Genomic DNA, 17,479 nt, shown 5'->3' on the forward strand with positions numbered 1-17,479 from the left:
CTGATCAGAACACTTCAAAATCCCCCTTGCAGACGGGGCGGGCCATACGTTTTTTCAGGCATGGGTCACGAAAAACAAAGGCGCACCATAACCGCATGAGTGAACACGCGGGCATGATGCGCCGGGTTGAAACGAAGTTTGGGGGTTTACGGAATCAGGCCGGAGCCATCACGGCCCGGACGGTTCCGGATCGCTGCAAGCCGGGCAATCTTCCAACGCATCCAGCGGTATAGCTGCCAAAAGCTGGTTCCAGTCCGCCAAGGTCGAGAAAAGTTGGTTCAAACTTTCCCCTTCAAGGCGCACCATTGTTTTACTGTCGCTTGAATCTTGCGGGATCGAACCCGCCGGCAGCCTCAGCCGCCCACCTTGCTTCGCGCGAAGGCCAGCAGCGATCCGAAACTCTCGAACGTGTCGCCGTCGATATCCTCGTCGTCGATCAGGATGCCGAAGCGATCCTCCATCTCGGTCAGCACGCCCGCCACCGCCATCGAATCCAGTTCGGGCAGCGCGCCGAACAGCGGCGTATCGGCGGCGAAGCCATCGACCCGATCCTGCGACAGGCCGAGCGTGTCGCGCAGCAAGGCGCGAAGCTCGTTATCGAGTGCGACTGTCCGGTCGACCGGCTGAGACTGTTCCGCCCGCATGGTGGGGGTTTCCCTAGAGCCTCCCGGCTCAACCCACAAGGGCGGAAATGGCGGTCCGCGCGGCGGGCAGCCACGCGCTGGCGAAGCGCGGGTTGAAGGCGTCGATCCGCTGGAGCGCGATCCGATCCTCCATCCACTCGGTCTTGTAGCCATTGTCGCCGGTGCCATAGTCGATCGTCTCGACGCCGTCGCCGTCGATCGCCTGCGCGAACATCGCGTGGCTGAGAAGCGTGCCGGGCGACCGCGCGTCGAGCGCCCGGTCGTGATTGAGCTTGTGGATCAGCGCGACGCCATGCTCCACCGTCCAGAGCTGCGCCGCGACCGCCCGTCCGTCCAGCCGCGCGAACCCCAGCCGCAGCGTCCCTGCATCGCTCTCCCGCCGCGCCAGCGCGTGCAGGAAGGCAAGGCCGCCCTCCGGCTCCGCTTCCTTCCAGCTGCGGCCATGCACATCGACATAGTCGGCCCACAGATCGTCGGTCAGCACCCGCTCGATCGATAGGGCAAAGGGATCGCCGCGCCCCTTGCGCCTGACGAGGTTCCGCAGCCGCCCCGGCCGCTCCGCCCAATAATCGGCGAAGCTGCGCCCGCGCACATGCAGCAGATAGCGCCCGCCCATATACCGCCGCACCGCGAACCAGCCCGCGCGCCGCAGCGCCGCCAGCATTTCCGACGCATCTTCCAGCGGATAGAGATCGATCTGTGCACAATGTCGCAACAACTGCCGCGCCGCTGCCCCCAGCAACCGCTCCCGCGTCATCGCGTCTGGATCGCCGACAAAAACCGGAGACCAGGCGAAACTATACCAGTTGGCGAGCGCCTGGGCGCGATGCGGCCCAGCGTCCATCAGGAACAGCCAGACCGACGCCTTGTCCTCCCGCGCCGACACGATCCGCACCGGCCGCTCGGGAAAACAATGGCCGTGAAGATCGGCGAACCAGTCCAGCCGCTCGAACAGGGCAGGGGCACGGCCGCGGTCCAGCGCCCCCGCGAGAGCCTCGCGGGCGTCGGCCACGCTCAGATATTCCCTTGCCGCCTCCAACCCACTATCTCCGCCGCACCAAGGCCCCACGCATAGGAGAAAAATCTGCACATGGAGTTAAGCGCGCGTGGCTGACCCCTTCGCCCGGATCGACGGAGCGCAGGTGCGCCCGATCGACCATCTGCTGCTGCGCGACGATCCCGCCCGCCCGGCGATCGGCGGCCGGGCGGGCGCGCAAAGCTATGGCGAACTCGAAGACTCGCTCGGCCGGCTGGCGGCGTGGCTCGCCGGCTTCGGGCTCCCGCCGGGCGCGCGCATCGCCAGTTGGATGGCCAAGGGCACGGTATCGGCGCTGATGCCGCTCGCCGCGCCGCGCGCCGGCCTCGTCCATGTGCCGATCAACCCTTTGCTCAAGCACGCGCAGGTCGCCCATATCCTGTCCGACAGCGGCGCGGGCGCGCTGATCGGCACCGCCACCCGCCTCGACAGCTTGACCGAGGGGGATGTCCCCCGCACCTGCCAGCGCCACCGCGAGGATGACGCCGCCTGCGCGATGAGCGGCGGCCCCGCGCTCGGCCCCTCCGCCGCCGCCCCGCACGATCTCGCCGCCATCCTCTACACCAGCGGATCGACCGGCCGGCCCAAGGGCGTGATGCTGACCCACGCCAATCTGCGGCTCGGCGCGGTCGCGGTCGCCGATTATCTCGCCCTGACGCCAGAGGATCGCACCGCCTGCGTCCTGCCCTTCAGCTTCGATTATGGGCAGAACCAGCTGTTCAGCACCTGGATTTCGGGCGGCAGCGTCTATCCGCTCGATTATCTCACCCCCCGCGACGTCCTGAAGCTGGTCGATCGCCACGACATCACGACGCTCGCTGGCGTCCCGCCCCTCTGGGTGCAACTCACCGAACTGGACTGGCCGGTCGAGACAGCCGCCAAGCTCCGTCGCCTCACCAACAGCGGCGGCGCACTCAGCCGGCCGCTGGTCGCAAGGCTGCGTGCGCTTTTCCCGCAGGCCGATCTCTACCCGATGTACGGCCTGACCGAAGCCTTCCGTTCCACCTATCTCCCGCCCGCTCTGGTCGAGGCCCATCCCGATTCGATGGGCCACGCCATCCCCTTCGCCGAAATCCTCGTCGTCCGCCCCGACGGCAGACTCACCGCCGACGATGAGCCGGGCGAACTGGTCCATTGCGGGCCGCTGGTGGCGCAGGGCTATTGGAACGATCCCGCCCGCACCGCCGAACGCTTCAAGCCCGCGCCGCCCGCCTCGCGCTATGGCGGCATGGCGGTGTGGTCGGGCGACACGGTGCGGCGAGACGCGGAGGGGCTGCTCTATTTCGTCGGCCGCGACGACGCGATGATAAAGTCCGCCGGCAACCGCATCAGCCCCACCGAAATAGAGGAAGCCGCGCTCGCCGTGTCCGGCGTTGCCGAAGCCGTGGCGCTCGGCGTCAAGGACGACCGCCTCGGCCAGGCCGTCCGCCTGCTCCTCCGCGCCGCGCCCGACGCCGCCGAAGCGGTCGCCGCCCACCTCAAGCAGGAACTGCCCAACTTCATGCAGCCCAGGGACATCAAAATCCTCCCCGACTTCCCCCGCAACCCCAACGGCAAGATCGACCGGGTAAAGCTCGCTCGAGACCACGGCCTCTAAAACCACCGTGCTCCTGCGAAAGCAGGAGCCCAGGGCGGCCCGGCGCAGCCGCAAGACCAACAAGGACAAGCCATGAAACCCACCGGCCCCATCCCCCCCTGGTTCGCGCAAGAAGAAGGGATGCTCCTCATCGCCGGCCATGGCGCGGCCTCCCTCGTCGATGAAGCCGGCGACACGCCGCTCTTCGCCTATGACATGGGCATCGTCGAAGCGCAGGTCCGCCGCTTCCGCGAGGCGATGCCGGACCGGCTCCACCTCCATTATGCGATCAAGGCCAACCCGCACGCCCCGCTGCTCGCCCGCATGGCAACCCAGGTCGACGGCTTCGACATCGCGTCCGGCGGCGAACTCGCCATGGCGCTCGACGCGGGAATGGCGCCGGATCGGATCAGTTTCGCCGGCCCTGGCAAGCGCGACGACGAGCTGGAGGCGGCGATGTTCGCCGGCGTCACCCTCAACCTGGAATCCGAAGGGGAGGGGCGTCGCGCCCTCGCCGCCGCCGACCGCATCGGCAAGACGCCCCGCCTCGCCGTGCGCGTGAACCCGGATTTCGACCTCAAGGGCTCGGGGATGCGCATGGGCGGCGGCGCCAAGCCCTTCGGCGTCGATGCCGACCGCGCCGCCGCGCTCGCCCGCGCGATGATCGCGGCCGGGGCCGACTGGCGCGGCTGGCACATCTTTGCCGGAAGCCAGAATCTCGATCCTCTCGCGATCATAGAGACGCAGGCCGCCACCCTCGCGCTCGCTGCTCGCCTGTCCGACCAGGTCGGCGCGACCCCGCCGCTGGTCAATCTCGGCGGCGGCTTCGGCCTCGCTTACTTCCCCGGCGACACGCCCCTCGACATCCGCCCGATCGGCGTCGCGCTGGACAGCGGCCTCGAAACCCTGCCCGATATCCTCCAAGGCAGCGCCTTCGCACTCGAACTCGGCCGCTGGCTGGTGGGGGAGGCGGGCGTCTATCTCACCCGAGTCATCGACGTGAAGATCAGCCAGGGCGAAACCTTCGTCGTGGTCGACGGCGGCCTGCACCACCAGCTCGCCGCCAGCGGCAATTTCGGCACCGTCGTCCGCCGCAACTATCCGATCGCGCTCGCCAATCGCTTCGGCGCGGCCCCTGCAGCGGAGCCGGTCACGGTCGTCGGCTGCCTCTGCACCCCGATCGATCGCCTGGCGGACAAGGTGGCGCTCCCCCCCGTGCAGGAAGGCGACCTCGTCGCCCTGTTCCTCGCCGGAGCCTATGGCGCCTCGGCCAGCCCCGCCGCTTTTCTTGGCCACCCAAATGCCCGCGAACTTTTACTTGGCTGAATAGCTGACGACTTAACTCCTAACGGTATCTTTACCCTTTGCCGGCAAGAAGAGGCCCAAAGCCATATGCTTGCCGTTCGTCCCTGCTGTCGGGCGACCGGCGCGCATGGCCCGGCAAAGGGATGAGATTATGCGGTTCCAGCACATGTCCAGGCTCCTGATCGGCGCGTCCTTGCCCGCCGTCGCGCTGTCGGGATGCGCTTCCGGCGGCTCGGGTCCGCAGCTTCCGCCTGCCTCCTTCGTGTCCACGCAGGAGGGGCCGGGCGAGGAATATGTCATCGGCCCGCTCGACGATCTCACCATCTTCGTCTGGCGCAACCCGGAACTGGGCGCGAAAGTGCAGGTGCGCCCCGACGGCCGCATCACCACGCCGCTCATCACCGACATGCCGGCCGTGGGCAAGACGCCCAAGATGCTGGCCGAGGACATCAAGCTGGCGCTGACCCAATATATCGAGAACCCGCTCGTCTCGGTCATCGTCAATAATTTCAGCGGCACCTTCAGCCAGCAGGTGCGGATCGTCGGCGCGACCGAAAAGCCCGCCTCGATCCCCTATCGCGCGAACATGACCCTGCTCGACGCGATGATTTCGGTCGGCGGCCTCAGCGAATATGCCGCCGGCAACCGCGCGCGCCTGGTTCGCTTCGACAAGAATAGCGGCAAGCAGCGCGAATATCAGGTGCGCCTCACTGACCTGCTCAAGAAGGGCGACACCCGCGCCAACGTCATGCTCGCGCCGGGCGACGTCATCATCATCCCGGAAAGCATGTTCTGATGGCCGGTCTCTACGACGAATTGCGGATCATCCTCCATGGCATCTGGAGCCGCCGCTGGGTTGCGCTCGGCGTCGCCTGGGTCGTGTGCATGTTGGGCTGGCTGGGCGTCGCCCTCATCCCCAACAGCTACCAGTCGAAGGCGCGGGTCTATGTCAGCACCCAGTCGCTATTGGAGGACAAGGTCGGCATCACCCAGGTCCAGTCCCAGCAGGATCTCGACCGGGTCCGCAGCACGCTGGCGAGCGCCGACAATCTCGAAAAGGTGATCCGCGACACCGACCTCGCCCAAACCGTCTCCGGCCCGCGCGAGATCGCCGCGAAGATCACCAAGCTGCGTGAGAATATCACCGTCATGGCGCAGGTCGATCCCAGCATGATCGACATCACCGCTCTGTCGAACGACTCGTCGCTGTCGGACGGCGCGAACGCGCGCATCGCCCAGCAGATCGTGCAGAAGCTGATCGACATCTTCCAGGAGGAAAATCTCTCGGGCGACCGCCGCGAGACCAAGCAGAGCCTCGCCTTCCTCGACCAGCAGATCGCCGCGCGCGCCAAGCAGCTCGCCGCCGCCGACCAGCGCCGCATCGAATTCGCGCAGCGCTATGCCGGCCTGCTGCCCGGCGCCGGCTCCATCGGCCAGCGCATGGACGCCGCCCGTATGGAGATCAACAATATCGATTCGCAGCTCGTCCAGGCGCAAAGCGCGCTCACCGCGATGAACGGCCAGCTCGCCGGCACGCCCGCCAGCCTGCCCGGCGTTTCGGCTGGCGGCGGCGCGTCGCCGCTCGCGCAGGCGCAGGCGAACCTTGCCTCGATGCGCGCGCGCGGCTGGACCAGCAGCCATCCCGACGTGATCGCCGCGCAGCGCGAGGTCGATGCCCTCCGCCGCGCCGGCGGCGGGGCGGGCGGCGGCAGCGGCAGCACGCCCAACCCCGCCTATCTGTCGATCAAGTCGATGCAGGCCGAACGCGCCGCGACCGTCCAGGCGCTGAGCGCCCGCAAGGCGCAGCTCCAGGCCGATCTCAACGCGATGATGAGCAAACAGGTCGACGAACCCGGCGTCGCCTCCGAGCAGGAAAAGCTCGACAGCGATTATGCCGCGCTCAAGACCCAATATGACAAGCTGACCGCCGATCGCGAGGATCTGCGCCTGCGCGGCGAGGTCAAGACCGAGACTGGCTCCGTCCAGTTCCGCGTCATCAACCCGCCCAGCACCCCGACCGCGCCCTTCGCGCCCAACCGGCCGCTGCTGCTGCTCGGCGTGCTGGTGCTCGGCATCGCGGCGGGCGTCGGCGTCGCCTTCGCCATGGGCCAATTGAAGGGCACCTTCCCGAACGCGGCGCGCCTCGAAAAGGCGGTGGGCCTGCCGGTCGCCGGCTCGATCAGCCAGGCGCTCAGCGCCGCGCAGGTCGCCATCGAAAAGAAGCGCATGAAATGGTTCGCAGGGGCGAGCGGGGGCCTGGCCGCCGTCTGCCTGCTGCTGATCGCGGTCGAATTTGTCCAGCGCGGCATGGCGTGAAGGATCAAGGCAAGATGAACCAGCATAGCAGCTTCAAGGGCCGGGGATCGCTGATCGAGCGTGCGACCGAAATCTATGATTTCAGCGCCGCCCTGCGCGGCCGCGCCGCCCCTGCGGTCGATGTCCCCGCCGAAGCGCCGCCCGCGCACGCCGCCTTCGCGCCTGCGGCTGAACCCGTCGCGCCCGCACCCGTGGCCGCGCCTTCCTACCGCGCGCCCGACTGGACCGGCCCGGTCCAGCCGATCGACCGCATCGCGCTCGCCGAAGCGGGCTATCTCCGCCCCGAAGGCCCCGTCACCGCGATGAGCGAGGAGTTTCGCCTGCTCAAGCGCGACCTGCTCGCCCAGTTGCACGACAATCCCCGCGGCAACCGCATCCTCGTCTGCTCGGCGCATAGCGGGGAGGGGAAGAGCTTCTGCGCGATCAATCTCGCGCTCAGCCTCGCGGCGGAAAAGGACCGCGAAATCCTGCTCGTGGACGCTGACTTCGGCAAGCCCGGCATCCCCGGCAAGCTCGGCCTCACCGCCGGCCCCGGCCTCATGGACGCGCTCGCCGATCCCTCGATCGCGGTCGAGGATTGCGTCATCCGCACCGACCTGCCCTCGCTGTCGGTGCTGCCCGCCGGACAGCGCAGCAACAACGACACCGAATATCTTGCCTCCGCCCGCACCGAACAGGCGCTCCGCCGCCTGACCGAAGGGCGGCCCGACCGCATCCTGATCTTCGATTCGCCCCCGTTGCTCGCGGCCTCGCCCGCCGCCGTGCTCGCCAGCCATGCCGCGATCGCGCTGCTGGTCGTGCGCGCCGACAAGACCTCCGAAAGCGCGCTGCGCGATGCCGCCGGCCTGCTCAAGGGCGGGGCGCAGGTGCAGCTTCTGCTCAACGGCGTCCGCTTTCAGGCGAGCGGCCGGCGCTTCGGCAGCTATTATTCCAAAGAGGACCATCAGTCATGACCCGGCTCTGGATCGCGGGCGCATCGCTCGCCGCGCTCGCCGCCGCCACCTCGGCGCACGCGCAGACGCGCGACGACAAGCGCGTCGATGTCATCCCCTATATCGGTATCGACCAGGTCGTGATGGGACCGCTCAAGGGCGGCGGCGACGTGCTGACCTACACCAATGTCACCGCCGGCCTCTCGGCGCAGGTGCAGACGCGCCGGGTAGAGGCCGCGCTCGACCTTGAATATAATCACAGCTTCGGCTGGGGCAGCCAGGCGACCGATCAGGACGTGCTGAGCGGCATCGCCAGCGCCAACATCAATCTCGCGCGCGGCCTGTCGCTCCAGACCGGCGGCCTTGCGACCCGCGTGCGGACCGATGGTTTCTCCGGCGCCCTGCCGCAGCGCGACACCTATACCAGCCAGGTCTGGGCCGGCTATGTCGGCCCGTCCTACACGACCCAGGTCGGCGACTTCACCGTCAACGCCTCCTATCGCCTCGGCTATGCGCGGGTGGACGACGACATCGACCAGAATTTCGCCGGCGCTCAGCCCAACGGCTCCTTCGCCGACAGCTGGACCCACAGCCTCACCGGCTCGGTCGGCCTCGCCCCCGACACGGTGCTGCCCGCGATCGGCCTCACCGCCAGCGCCGGCTATGACCGCGAGGATGCGAGCCAGCTCGACCAGCGGTTCGAGGACGCCTGGGGCCGGGTCGATGCGACCCTGCCGGTCTCGCGCACGGTCGCTCTGGTCGGCGGCGTCGGCTATGAGGAGATCAAGATCCGCCAGCGCTCGCCTGCGCTGGACGATGATGGCTTCCCCCTCATCCGCAACGGCCGCTATGTGACGGACAAAAGCTCGCCGCGCGCGCTCATCTATGATTTCAGCGACGTCATCTGGGACGCCGGCGTCCTGTGGCGGCCCAATCACCGCACCTCGCTCCAGGCGCGGGTGGGCGAACGCTATGGCGGCATGACCTATCAGGGCAGCTTCCTGTGGGAAGGGCGCGACAGCCATATCGCGATCATCCTGTTCGACGGCATCGACAGTTTCGGCCGCCTCATCACCGCCGATGTCGCCGCGCTCTCGGGCAGCCGCTTCGACGTGGCGCGCAATCCCTTCACCGGCGACATCACCGGCTGCGCCTTCTCCACCACCGGCGGCGGGCAATGCTTCAACGATGCGCTTTCGGGCATCACCGACGCCAATTTCCGCTATCGCGGCGTGGCGGCGCAATATGCGCTCCGGCGCGGCCCGTGGGGCTTTGGCCTGGGCGGCGGCTATTCGCAGCGCAAGTTCATCACGCCCGAAGGACAAACGGTGCTGATCCGCGGCTCGCGCGACGAAAACTGGTATGGCAACGGGTCGCTCACCTACACGATCAACGATCGCGACAGCATCGACCTTGTCACCTACATGAATTATTTCGACGCCAGCGGCGGCCGCCCGGACGTGCTCAACTATGGCGCGTTCACCAGCTATTACAAAGGCATCAGCCGCCGCCTCTCCGCCTCCGCCTCGCTGGGGCTGGACGGGGTGGACGCCGACGACCTCGATACGATCATCAGCGCGATGGGGCAGGTCGGCCTGCGCTACAGCTTCTGACCGACGCCTTGGAGACGAAGAAATGTACGATCAATTCTACGGATTGCAGGGCCGCCCGTTCCAGCTGACGCCCGACCCCACCTATTATTTCGAGAGCGCGACCCATCGCAAGGCGCTGTCCTATCTCGGCTATGGCCTCGCGCAGGGCGAAGGCTTCATCGTCATCACCGGCGATATCGGCGCGGGCAAAACGACCCTCGTCGGCCACCTGATGCAGACGATCGACCCGGCGCGCCTCACCGCCGTCAAGATCGTCTCGACCCAGGTCGAGGGCGACGACATGCTGCGCCTCGCCGCGCAGAGCTTCGGCCTTGCCACCGACGCCCAGCCTAAGGCGGCGATCCTGCGCCAGATCGAGGGCTTCCTCCATGCCCAAGCCCGCGCCGGCCGCCGCACCCTGCTGATCGTCGACGAGGCGCAGAATCTGCCCGTCTCCGCGATCGAAGAATTGCGGATGCTCTCCAATTTCCAGCTCGGCGGCCAGTCGCTGCTCCAGATATTCCTGCTCGGCCAGCCCGAGTTCCGCGATCTGGTGAAATCGCCCGAACTCGAACAGCTGCGCCAGCGCGTGATCGCCACTCATCATCTCGAACCGATGCTGGCGGCCGAGGTCGAGCCCTATATCCTGCATCGCCTGGGCATCGCCGGCTGGACCGGCAACCCGGCCTTCACGCCGGGCGCGTTCGATGCGCTCTATGCCGCGACCAACGGCGTGCCCCGCCGCCTGAACGCGCTCGCCAGCCGCGTGCTGCTGCTGGGCGCGATCGAGCAGCTCCATGTGATCGACGCCGAAGTCGTCGGCGCCGTGGTCGCCGACATGGGGCTGGACAGCGACACGACGCCCCAGCCGGTCGCGCCCTCCACCCTGGACACGGTCGCGGAAGACGCGCCGGCCGAGGAGGAACTGGTGCTCGAACAGCCCGCCGAAGAAGCAGCGCCGATTGCCGCGGTCGAAGCGGCATGGGACGAGCCGGCCGAGGTGCTGGTGGAAGCTGAAGCGGCTTGGGATGAACCGCAGGCCGAAGAGCCTCTGGACATCGAAGCGGCCTGGGAAGCGCCCCAGGCCGAAGAGTCTGCGGACGCCGAACCGGCGCTGGAACAGCCTGAAGCCCCCGCGCCGCAGCCGCTCTGGTCGCAGCCCCGCTGGACCCAGCCCGCCGCGTTCGATCCCGATCCGGTCGAGGAAGAGGAAGAGCCCGCCTTCGCGCCGCCGCCGCGCTTCCTGCGCCCCGCCTTCGCCGCTCCCGAGCCGGACGCGGAACCCGAAGGCGTCGTGGAACAGTCCGTGGAACATACAGCGGTCGATCCTATTTCCTACACACAAGATATTGAAATAAAAGAAGAAAAAATCGAGCATAGCGAATCGGCTGTTCCACTCGCTGTTCCCTTTGCGGCCGAAACGCTGCGCGCCGACATGCTCGCCGAGATCGAAGCGCTCCGCGCCGAGATCGCCTCGCTCCGCGCCATGCAGGCCCACGCCCCCTTCGGCGCGCCCGCCCAGCCGGAGATCGACCCCGAAGCGCTCAAGAGCTGCTTCGCCCTGATCGAGGAGCGGCTCTCCGCCCTCGAATTCCGCGCCGAGGAACAGGACACGGCGCTCCGCCGCGTCCTCACGCTTCTGGTGGACTGGGTCGAGCGGGAAGAGCAGACCGGAACGATCCAGGCGGTCGCCTGAACCCTGAGGACTAGCAATGCTGAACGCCCTGTCGGTCGATGTGGAGGACTGGTTCCAGGTCGGCGCGTTCGAGCGCACGATCGACCGCGCCGACTGGGACCGGCTCACCCACCGCGTCGAGGCCAACACCGACGCTGTCCTCGCCCTCTTCGCCGAGGCAGGCGTCCATGCGACCTTTTTCACGCTCGGCTGGGTGGCCGAACGCTATCCCGCGCTGATGCGCCGCATCGCCGATGCCGGGCATGAAGTGGCGAGCCATGGCTATGACCATGCCCGCGTCTTCACCTTTACCCCAGACCAGTTCCGCGCTGACCTCGCCAAGTCGCGCGCCATATTGGAGGACGCGACCGGCCGGCCCGTCACCGGCTATCGCGCGCCCAGCTTCTCGATCGACCCGCGCACCCCCTGGGCGCATACGATCCTCGCCGAAGCGGACTACCGCTATTCCTCCAGCGTCGCGCCGATCCGCCACGACCATTATGGCTGGCCCGACTCGCCCCGCTTCGCCTGGAAGCCGCTCCCCGATTCGCCTTTGGTCGAGCTGCCCGTCACCACCGCCAAATGGGGCAGTCGGACACTGGCGGCCGGGGGAGGGGGCTTTTTCCGCCTGCTGCCTTACGCCTTCTCCCGCTGGGCGATCCGGCAGGTGAATGAGGAAGCCGGTCGCCCCGCCATCATCTATTTCCACCCGTGGGAAATCGATCCCGACCAGCCCCGCGTAGCCGGCGCGCCGCTCCGTTCGCGCCTGCGCCACTACAGCAATCTCTCGGTGATGGCCGCCAAGCTGCGCCGCCTGACCCGCGATTTCGCCTGGACTAGGGTTGACGCTCTGGCCGATGCCGAAGCGGCGCGCGCGCCATGAGGACGGGCACCGCCGCCGACCGCGCCGTAACGCAGATGGACCTCGCCGATCCCGCGCATGTCGCCGCGATCGACGCCTTCGTCCTTGCCCATCCGGCCGGCACGCCGTTCCACCGCCCCGCCTGGCTGCGCGCCATCGCGCAGGCGACCGGCCACCGCCCGCTCGTCCTCGCCAGCGTCGCGCCGTCGGGCCGGATCGACGGCCTGCTGCCGCTCCACCATGTCCGCAGCCGCCTGTTCGGCAACGCGCTGGTCTCGACCGCGTTCGCCGTCGATGGCGGCATCCTCGCCGAAGACCCCCGCGCCGTTCCTGCCCTCGCGGCGGCGGCGCAGGGCATCGCGAGAACCACCCCCATCGAGCTGCGCGGCGGCCCCAGCCCCGGCGCGGGCTGGCAGGTCCGCGAAGGCGAACATCTCGGCTTCGTCCGCCCGCTCGCCGCCGATGACGAGGCCGAACTGCTCGCCATCCCCCGCAAGCACCGCGCCGAACTGCGCAAGGCGCTCGCCAACCCGGCTTTGACCGTCGAGACCGGCCGGTCGCAAGCGCTCCGCCGTGCCCACTACCAAGTCTATGCGGAAAGCGTCCGCAATCTCGGCACGCCCGTCTTCCCCGCCGCCCTGTTCCGCGCCGTGCTCGACGTCTTCGGGGACGGCGCCGACCTGCTCATCGTCCGCGAAGGCGACCGCCCCGTCTCGGCGGTGCTCAGCCTCTATCACAACGGCCATGTCATGCCCTATTGGGGCGGCGGCGTGGCCGACGCGCGCCGGCTCCGCTCCAACGAACTCCTCTATTACCGCCTGATGAGCCATGGCCGGGCGCGCGGCATGACCCATTTCGACTTCGGCCGGTCGAAGGTCGGCAGCGGCCAGGCAGCGTGGAAGAAGAGCTTCGGCTTTGATCCCCGCCCGCTCGTCTATCATGGCTGGTCGCCCGACGGATCGACCCGCGACCTGAGCCCGACGAACGGCAAATATCAGCGCCGCATCGACCTCTGGAAAAAGCTCCCCCTGCCGCTCGCCAATCTTCTCGGACCCCTGATTTCGCGCGGCCTCGGATGAAACGGATACGAAATGTTCAGCCGGGGAGGCTAGACCCGGTTCGGGGGAATCAGGAATGTCATCCATGAGCGCCATGTCCGGGCTAGTCTTTGCGATCGAGGAGGCGCGCCTGTCGGACGCTGCGGTCGTCGCCGAACTCGACGCCTGGGTCCGCGCGCATCCCGGCTCGACGCCCTTCCACCGTCCCGCCTGGATCTTGGGGGTGGAAGCCGGCACCGGCCAGAAGGCGAAGATGCTGGTGGCCCGCGCCGGCGGCACGACGATCCTCGGCCTGCTGCCGCTCACCTATATCCGCTCGGCCTTGTTCGGCCGTGCTCTGGTCGGCAGCGGCTTCGCGGTCGATGGCGGCATCCTCTCAACCCATCGCCAGGTCAGCGAAGGTCTCGCCGACGCCGCCTGGACGCTGGCGCAGACGCTCGGCTGCGACACGCTGGAACTGCGCGGCGGGCAAGGGCCCAGGGCGCAGGTCTGGCAGGAAAAGGCCGACGCCTATCTCGGCTTCGCCCGCCCGCTGGCCGCCGACGACGAAGCGGAACTGAAAGCCGTGCCCAAGCGCCACCGCGCCGAAATCCGCAAGGGGATCGGCAACGACCTCTCGTTCGAGACCGGCCGCGACAAGCGCCTGCGCGATATCCACTATCGCCTCTACGCCCACAGCGTCCACCATCTCGGCACCCCGGTCTTCCCCCGCGCTTTGTTCGACCAGATGCTCGACCGCTTCGGCGAGGACGCCGACATTGCCCTCGTCTCCAAGGACGGCAAGCCGCTCTCCGCCGTCATCAGCCTCTATCATCGCGGCGCCTGTATGCCCTATTGGCACGGCGCGGCAGAGGGCGCACGGGCGCTGCGCTCCAACGAATATCTCTATTTTCGCCTGATGGGCGCGGCGCGGGAACGCGGCTGCGCGGTGTTCGACTTCGGCCGGTCGAAGGTCGGCACCGGCCCCGCCGCCTGGAAAAAGAGCTGGGGCTTCGAGGGCGAACCGCTCGGCTATTATCTCCGCACCGCGCCGGGCAAGGCGACCCGCGACGTCAACCCGCTCTCGCCCCAATATCGCCGCAAGGTCGAGCTTTGGAAGAAGCTGCCCGAATCGGTCGCCACCTTCATCGGCCCGCACATCGCCCGGGGCCTGGGATGAGCGGCGACATCCTCTTCCTCTGCCACCGCATCCCCTTTCCCCCCGATCGCGGCGACAAGATCCGCTCCTTTCATCTCCTCAAGCGCCTCGCCGAACTCGCCCCGGTCCATGTCGGCTGCTTCGCCGACGATGATCGCGACATGGGCTTTGCTGCCGAGATGGCGGCGCTCACCGCCAGCCAGTGCGTCCTGCGCCGCGACCGCTCGAAACTGGTCGCGGGACTCACCGGCCTCGCCAAACGCCAGTCGCTGCTCGTCGCCCTGTTCGATCATCCCGCCCTCCACCGCTGGGTCGCGCAGACCCTTGCGCAAAAGCCGATCCGCGCCGTCGTAGCCTATTCGGCGCAGATGGCGCATTTCGTGCCGACCCTCCCCGCCGGTGTCCGCTTCCTCATGGATTTCGTCGATTTCGATTCGGCCAAATATGCCGCCTATGGCGCGGAAGCCGCTGGCCCGATGGCCTGGATCAACCGCCGCGAGGGCCGCGTGCTGCTCGATTTCGAGCGGCAGGTCGCCGCCCGCGCCGACATCAGCGCCTTCGTCAGCGAAGCCGAAGCCGCGCTCTTCCGTCATGCGAGCGGCCTCGGCCCCGATCGGGTCGTAGCGATCGAAAACGGCGTCGCGCTCGATACCTTCGATCCCGCCGCCGCCTTCGACCCGGTCGATCACGGAACCGGCCCCTTGCTCGTCTTTACCGGGCAAATGGACTACCGCCCCAATGTCGAGGCGGTCGACAGTTTCGCGCGCCAGACCCTGCCGGCCATCCGCTCCCTCCATCCCAACGCCCGCTTCGCCATCGTCGGCCGCAACCCGACGCCGCAGGTGCAAGCGCTTGGCCAACTGCCCGGCGCCGTCGTCACCGGCGCGGTCCCCGACGTGCGCGGCTGGCTCGCCGCCGCCGATGTCGTCGTCGCCCCGCTCCGCATCGCTCGCGGCGTCCAGAACAAAGTGCTCGAAGCCATGGCCATGGCTCGCCCGGTGGTCGCTTCGCCGCAGGCCGCCGAAGGCATAGACGCGCGGGATGAGGCGCATCTGCTGGTCGCCGCCAGCCCGGCCGAGGAAGCGGCGAAGATCGTCGCCCTCCTCGCCGATCCCGCCCGCGCCGCCGCGCTGGGAAGGGCCGCCCGCGCCCGCATGGAGCAACGCTACCGCTGGTCGGCCACGCTCGCCGGCCTGCCGGCCATGCTCTTCCCCGAAGCCGCCGCGAAAGCCGCCGCCGCATGACCGATCGCGCCCTCCCGATGCCGCGCGCGCTCGTCGATCTCGCCGGCTGGCGCGGCCACCTCGCCGCGCTCGGCGTCGTCGCCGCCGCCATCCTCGCGCTCTTCGCCCGCGATGTCTGGAGCATGGTGTCAATCTGGTGGAACGCCTCCACCTTCGGCCATTGCCTCTTCATCCCCTTCCTCATCGCCTGGCTGGTGCAGCAGCGGCTCCCCGGCCTGCGCCAGCTTCAACCCGTCGCCTGGGCGCCCGGCCTCGTCTGGCTGGCGCTCGGCGCGCTCGCCTGGATGCTGGGCGCGGCGGCCGGTGTAGCCATGGTCCGCCACGGCGCGCTCATCCTGATGCTCCAGGGCGCGACCATCGCGCTGCTCGGCCCGGCGGTCGCCCGCGCCTTGCTCTTCCCGCTCTTCTACGCCGTCTTCATGGTCCCCTTCGGCGAGGAAATCGTCCCCGCGCTGCAACTGCTGACTGCGCGCCTCGCGCTCTTCTTCCTCGATCTCGCCGGCGTGCCCGCCCATATGGAGGGCATCTTCATCACCACGCCGACCGGCTATTTCGAGGTGGCGGAGGCCTGCTCCGGCGCAAAGTTCCTGATCGCCATGACCGCCTATGGCGTCCTCGTCTGCAATGTCTGCTTCCGTAGCTGGCGGCGGCGCGCCCTGTTCATGGCGGGCGCGCTCGGTCTCTCGGTCCTCGCCAACGGCGTGCGCGCCTTCGCGACCATCCTCGTCGCCCATCTGACCACGGTCGACGCAGCGGTCGGCTTCGACCATGTCGTCTATGGCTGGGTCTTCTTCGCCATCGTCATGACCGTGGTGATGGCGACCGCCTGGCCCTTCTTCGACCGCAAGCCCGGCGACCCCTGGTTCGATCCCCGCGTGCTTCAGGGCAAGACGCCCCGAACCTCGCCGATCGCGACCATGGCCGCTGCCTCGCTCGCCCTCATCGTCGCTGCCCCGCTCTGGCTCGCCGCCACTGCCGCCGCCGGCGCGTCGCTCCCTACAACGGTCGGCCTGCCGCAAGTCGCCGGCTGGACCCGCACCGATGCGCCCCAGGCCTACCCCTGGAAACCCCGCTTCGACGGCGCGGATCACCTGATCGCCGGTCGCTACCGCAACGCCCAGGGCCAAGCGATCGATCTCGCCATTGCCGCCTTCGAGCATCAGGATGAAGGGCGCGAACTGGTGGGCTTCGGCCAGGGCGCGGCCGATCCCGACAGCGAATGGGTCTGGTCGTCTCCCGCCCGTGGCGCACCCGGCGGGCGCGGCGAACAGATCACCGCCCCCGGCCCGATCGTCCGCCATGTCGTCAGCTTCTACAGCATCGGCGGCGCGGCCTCCACCGGCAGCAAGCCCGCCGTCAAGCTCGCCACGCTGAAAGCGCGCCTGCTGGGGCAAGACCAGCGCGCCGTCGCCATCCTCGTCTCGGCAGAGGAGGGGGAGGGGCAGTCCGCCAACGCCGCCATCGCCGCGTTCTTGAAAGACCTTGGCGACGTGCAGCTTTTGGCTGACCGCAGCATGGGCATCCGGTAAGGCGGCAGAAACGTCATCATCCTCCCCTGGAAGGGGAGGTGGCTGGCCGAAGGCCAGACGGAGGGGGGTCCCCCTGTCGAGAGCAGGACACCCCTCCGTCAGCGCTCCGCGCTGCCACCTCCCCCACAGGGGGAGGACAATCTTTTTAGAGACCTCAAATATGTGCGGCATAGCGGGCATCTTCCACCTCGAAACGGCCAAGCCCGTCGATCCCGCGCGCGTCCGCGCGATGCTGGAGGTGATGCCTCATCGCGGTCCCGATGGCAGCGGCATCTGGACCGCGCCTGGCGTTGGCCTCGGCCATCTCCGCCTCTCGATCATCGACCTGTCGGGCGGCGCGCAGCCGATGCTGACCGAGGATGAAAGCCTCGCCGTCGTCTTCAACGGCGAAATCTATAATTTCGCCGAAGTCCGCGCCGAACTGGAAGCCAAGGGGCATGTTTTTCGTACCCATAGCGACACCGAAGTCATCCTCCATGGCTACCGCCAATGGGGCGAGGACTGCGTCCAGCGCTTCAACGGCATGTTCGCCTTCGCCCTGTTCGACGCGCGCGCCCAGTCGCTCTGGCTGG

The 17,479-nt window shown here is 68.3% G+C and carries 13 protein-coding genes and 2 pseudogenes; 13 read left to right on the forward strand and 2 right to left on the reverse strand.

Annotation, left to right across the window (positions count from 1 at the left end):
* Positions 1-353 precede the first annotated feature (353 nt).
* Positions 354-644, reverse strand: a complete 291-nt coding sequence (locus V2B31_RS11080) for an acyl carrier protein (RefSeq protein WP_328278431.1) — start codon at positions 642-644, stop codon at positions 354-356.
* A gap of 28 nt (positions 645-672) precedes the next feature.
* The gene (locus V2B31_RS11085) at positions 673-1,683 is read right to left on the reverse strand and encodes a GNAT family N-acetyltransferase (protein WP_328278433.1); all 1,011 of its coding nucleotides are present in this window, start codon (positions 1,681-1,683) and stop codon (positions 673-675) included.
* A 67-nt stretch (positions 1,684-1,750) separates the two neighbouring features.
* On the opposite strand from V2B31_RS11085, the gene V2B31_RS11090 reads away from it, so the two are divergent.
* From V2B31_RS11090 to V2B31_RS11150, 13 genes and pseudogenes are all read left to right on the forward strand, one after another.
* Positions 1,751-3,277, forward strand: coding sequence for an acyl-CoA ligase (AMP-forming), exosortase A system-associated (locus V2B31_RS11090; RefSeq protein WP_328278435.1), 1,527 nt, complete (start codon positions 1,751-1,753; stop codon positions 3,275-3,277).
* Between the two features lie 72 nt (positions 3,278-3,349).
* Entirely contained in the window at positions 3,350-4,582 is a 1,233-nt protein-coding gene (locus V2B31_RS11095; RefSeq protein WP_328278437.1) for a pyridoxal-dependent decarboxylase, exosortase A system-associated, read from the forward strand.
* 130 nt (positions 4,583-4,712) lie between these two features.
* Positions 4,713-5,357 (forward strand): XrtA/PEP-CTERM system exopolysaccharide export protein, encoded by a 645-nt coding sequence (locus V2B31_RS11100; RefSeq protein WP_328278439.1) that lies wholly within the window; start codon positions 4,713-4,715, stop codon positions 5,355-5,357.
* The gene (locus tag V2B31_RS11105; protein WP_328278441.1) at positions 5,357-6,877 is read left to right on the forward strand and encodes an XrtA system polysaccharide chain length determinant; all 1,521 of its coding nucleotides are present in this window, start codon (positions 5,357-5,359) and stop codon (positions 6,875-6,877) included. The genes V2B31_RS11100 and V2B31_RS11105 overlap by 1 nt, the downstream gene beginning before the upstream one ends.
* Positions 6,878-6,891: 14 nt before the next feature.
* Positions 6,892-7,830, forward strand: a complete 939-nt coding sequence (locus V2B31_RS11110; protein ID WP_328278443.1) for an exopolysaccharide biosynthesis protein — start codon at positions 6,892-6,894, stop codon at positions 7,828-7,830.
* Positions 7,827-9,422 (forward strand): hypothetical protein, encoded by a 1,596-nt coding sequence (locus tag V2B31_RS11115; RefSeq protein WP_328278445.1) that lies wholly within the window; start codon positions 7,827-7,829, stop codon positions 9,420-9,422. Before V2B31_RS11110 ends, V2B31_RS11115 begins: the two co-directional genes overlap by 4 nt.
* Before the next feature lie 22 nt (positions 9,423-9,444).
* Positions 9,445-10,429, forward strand: a pseudogene (locus tag V2B31_RS20055) (XrtA/PEP-CTERM system-associated ATPase); the annotation flags it as partial.
* Between the two features lie 684 nt (positions 10,430-11,113).
* Positions 11,114-11,959, forward strand: a complete 846-nt coding sequence (locus tag V2B31_RS11125; protein ID WP_328278449.1) for an XrtA system polysaccharide deacetylase — start codon at positions 11,114-11,116, stop codon at positions 11,957-11,959.
* A complete protein-coding gene (locus V2B31_RS11130; protein ID WP_328278451.1) occupies positions 11,956-13,017 on the forward strand; it encodes a FemAB family XrtA/PEP-CTERM system-associated protein in 1,062 nt (353 codons plus the stop codon). Before V2B31_RS11125 ends, V2B31_RS11130 begins: the two co-directional genes overlap by 4 nt.
* A gap of 64 nt (positions 13,018-13,081) precedes the next feature.
* Positions 13,082-14,155 carry a FemAB family XrtA/PEP-CTERM system-associated protein gene (locus V2B31_RS11135; RefSeq protein ID WP_328278453.1) on the forward strand — a complete coding sequence of 358 codons (1,074 nt, stop codon included), beginning with the start codon at positions 13,082-13,084 and terminating at the stop codon, positions 14,153-14,155.
* Positions 14,152-15,378: a TIGR03087 family PEP-CTERM/XrtA system glycosyltransferase gene (locus tag V2B31_RS11140; protein ID WP_328278455.1), complete on the forward strand. Its 1,227-nt coding sequence runs from the start codon at positions 14,152-14,154 to the stop codon at positions 15,376-15,378. The genes V2B31_RS11135 and V2B31_RS11140 overlap by 4 nt, the downstream gene beginning before the upstream one ends.
* Entirely contained in the window at positions 15,375-16,907 is a 1,533-nt protein-coding gene (gene xrtA / locus V2B31_RS11145) for an exosortase A (protein ID WP_328278457.1), read from the forward strand. Before V2B31_RS11140 ends, xrtA begins: the two co-directional genes overlap by 4 nt.
* A gap of 160 nt (positions 16,908-17,067) precedes the next feature.
* A pseudogene (locus V2B31_RS11150) lies at positions 17,068-17,479 on the forward strand (asparagine synthetase B); the annotation flags it as partial.

Origin of the sequence: Sphingobium sp. (assembly GCF_036170395.1) — a bacterium.
Lineage (GTDB): Bacteria > Pseudomonadota > Alphaproteobacteria > Sphingomonadales > Sphingomonadaceae > Sphingobium.

Excerpts from the sequence above, each read along its gene's own strand:
- V2B31_RS11080 (WP_328278431.1), bottom strand. The coding sequence starts at position 644 with ATGCGGGCGGAACAGTCTCAGCCGGTCGACCGGACAGTCGCACTCGAT.
- V2B31_RS11110 (WP_328278443.1), top strand. The coding sequence starts at position 6,892 with ATGAACCAGCATAGCAGCTTCAAGGGCCGGGGATCGCTGATCGAGCGT.
- V2B31_RS11115 (WP_328278445.1), top strand. The coding sequence starts at position 7,827 with ATGACCCGGCTCTGGATCGCGGGCGCATCGCTCGCCGCGCTCGCCGCC.
- V2B31_RS11135 (WP_328278453.1), top strand. The coding sequence starts at position 13,082 with ATGAGCGCCATGTCCGGGCTAGTCTTTGCGATCGAGGAGGCGCGCCTG.
- V2B31_RS11100 (WP_328278439.1), top strand. The coding sequence starts at position 4,713 with ATGCGGTTCCAGCACATGTCCAGGCTCCTGATCGGCGCGTCCTTGCCC.
- V2B31_RS11140 (WP_328278455.1), top strand. The coding sequence starts at position 14,152 with ATGAGCGGCGACATCCTCTTCCTCTGCCACCGCATCCCCTTTCCCCCC.
- V2B31_RS11130 (WP_328278451.1), top strand. The coding sequence starts at position 11,956 with ATGAGGACGGGCACCGCCGCCGACCGCGCCGTAACGCAGATGGACCTC.
- V2B31_RS11105 (WP_328278441.1), top strand. The coding sequence starts at position 5,357 with ATGGCCGGTCTCTACGACGAATTGCGGATCATCCTCCATGGCATCTGG.
- xrtA (WP_328278457.1), top strand. The coding sequence starts at position 15,375 with ATGACCGATCGCGCCCTCCCGATGCCGCGCGCGCTCGTCGATCTCGCC.
- V2B31_RS11095 (WP_328278437.1), top strand. The coding sequence starts at position 3,350 with ATGAAACCCACCGGCCCCATCCCCCCCTGGTTCGCGCAAGAAGAAGGG.
- V2B31_RS11125 (WP_328278449.1), top strand. The coding sequence starts at position 11,114 with ATGCTGAACGCCCTGTCGGTCGATGTGGAGGACTGGTTCCAGGTCGGC.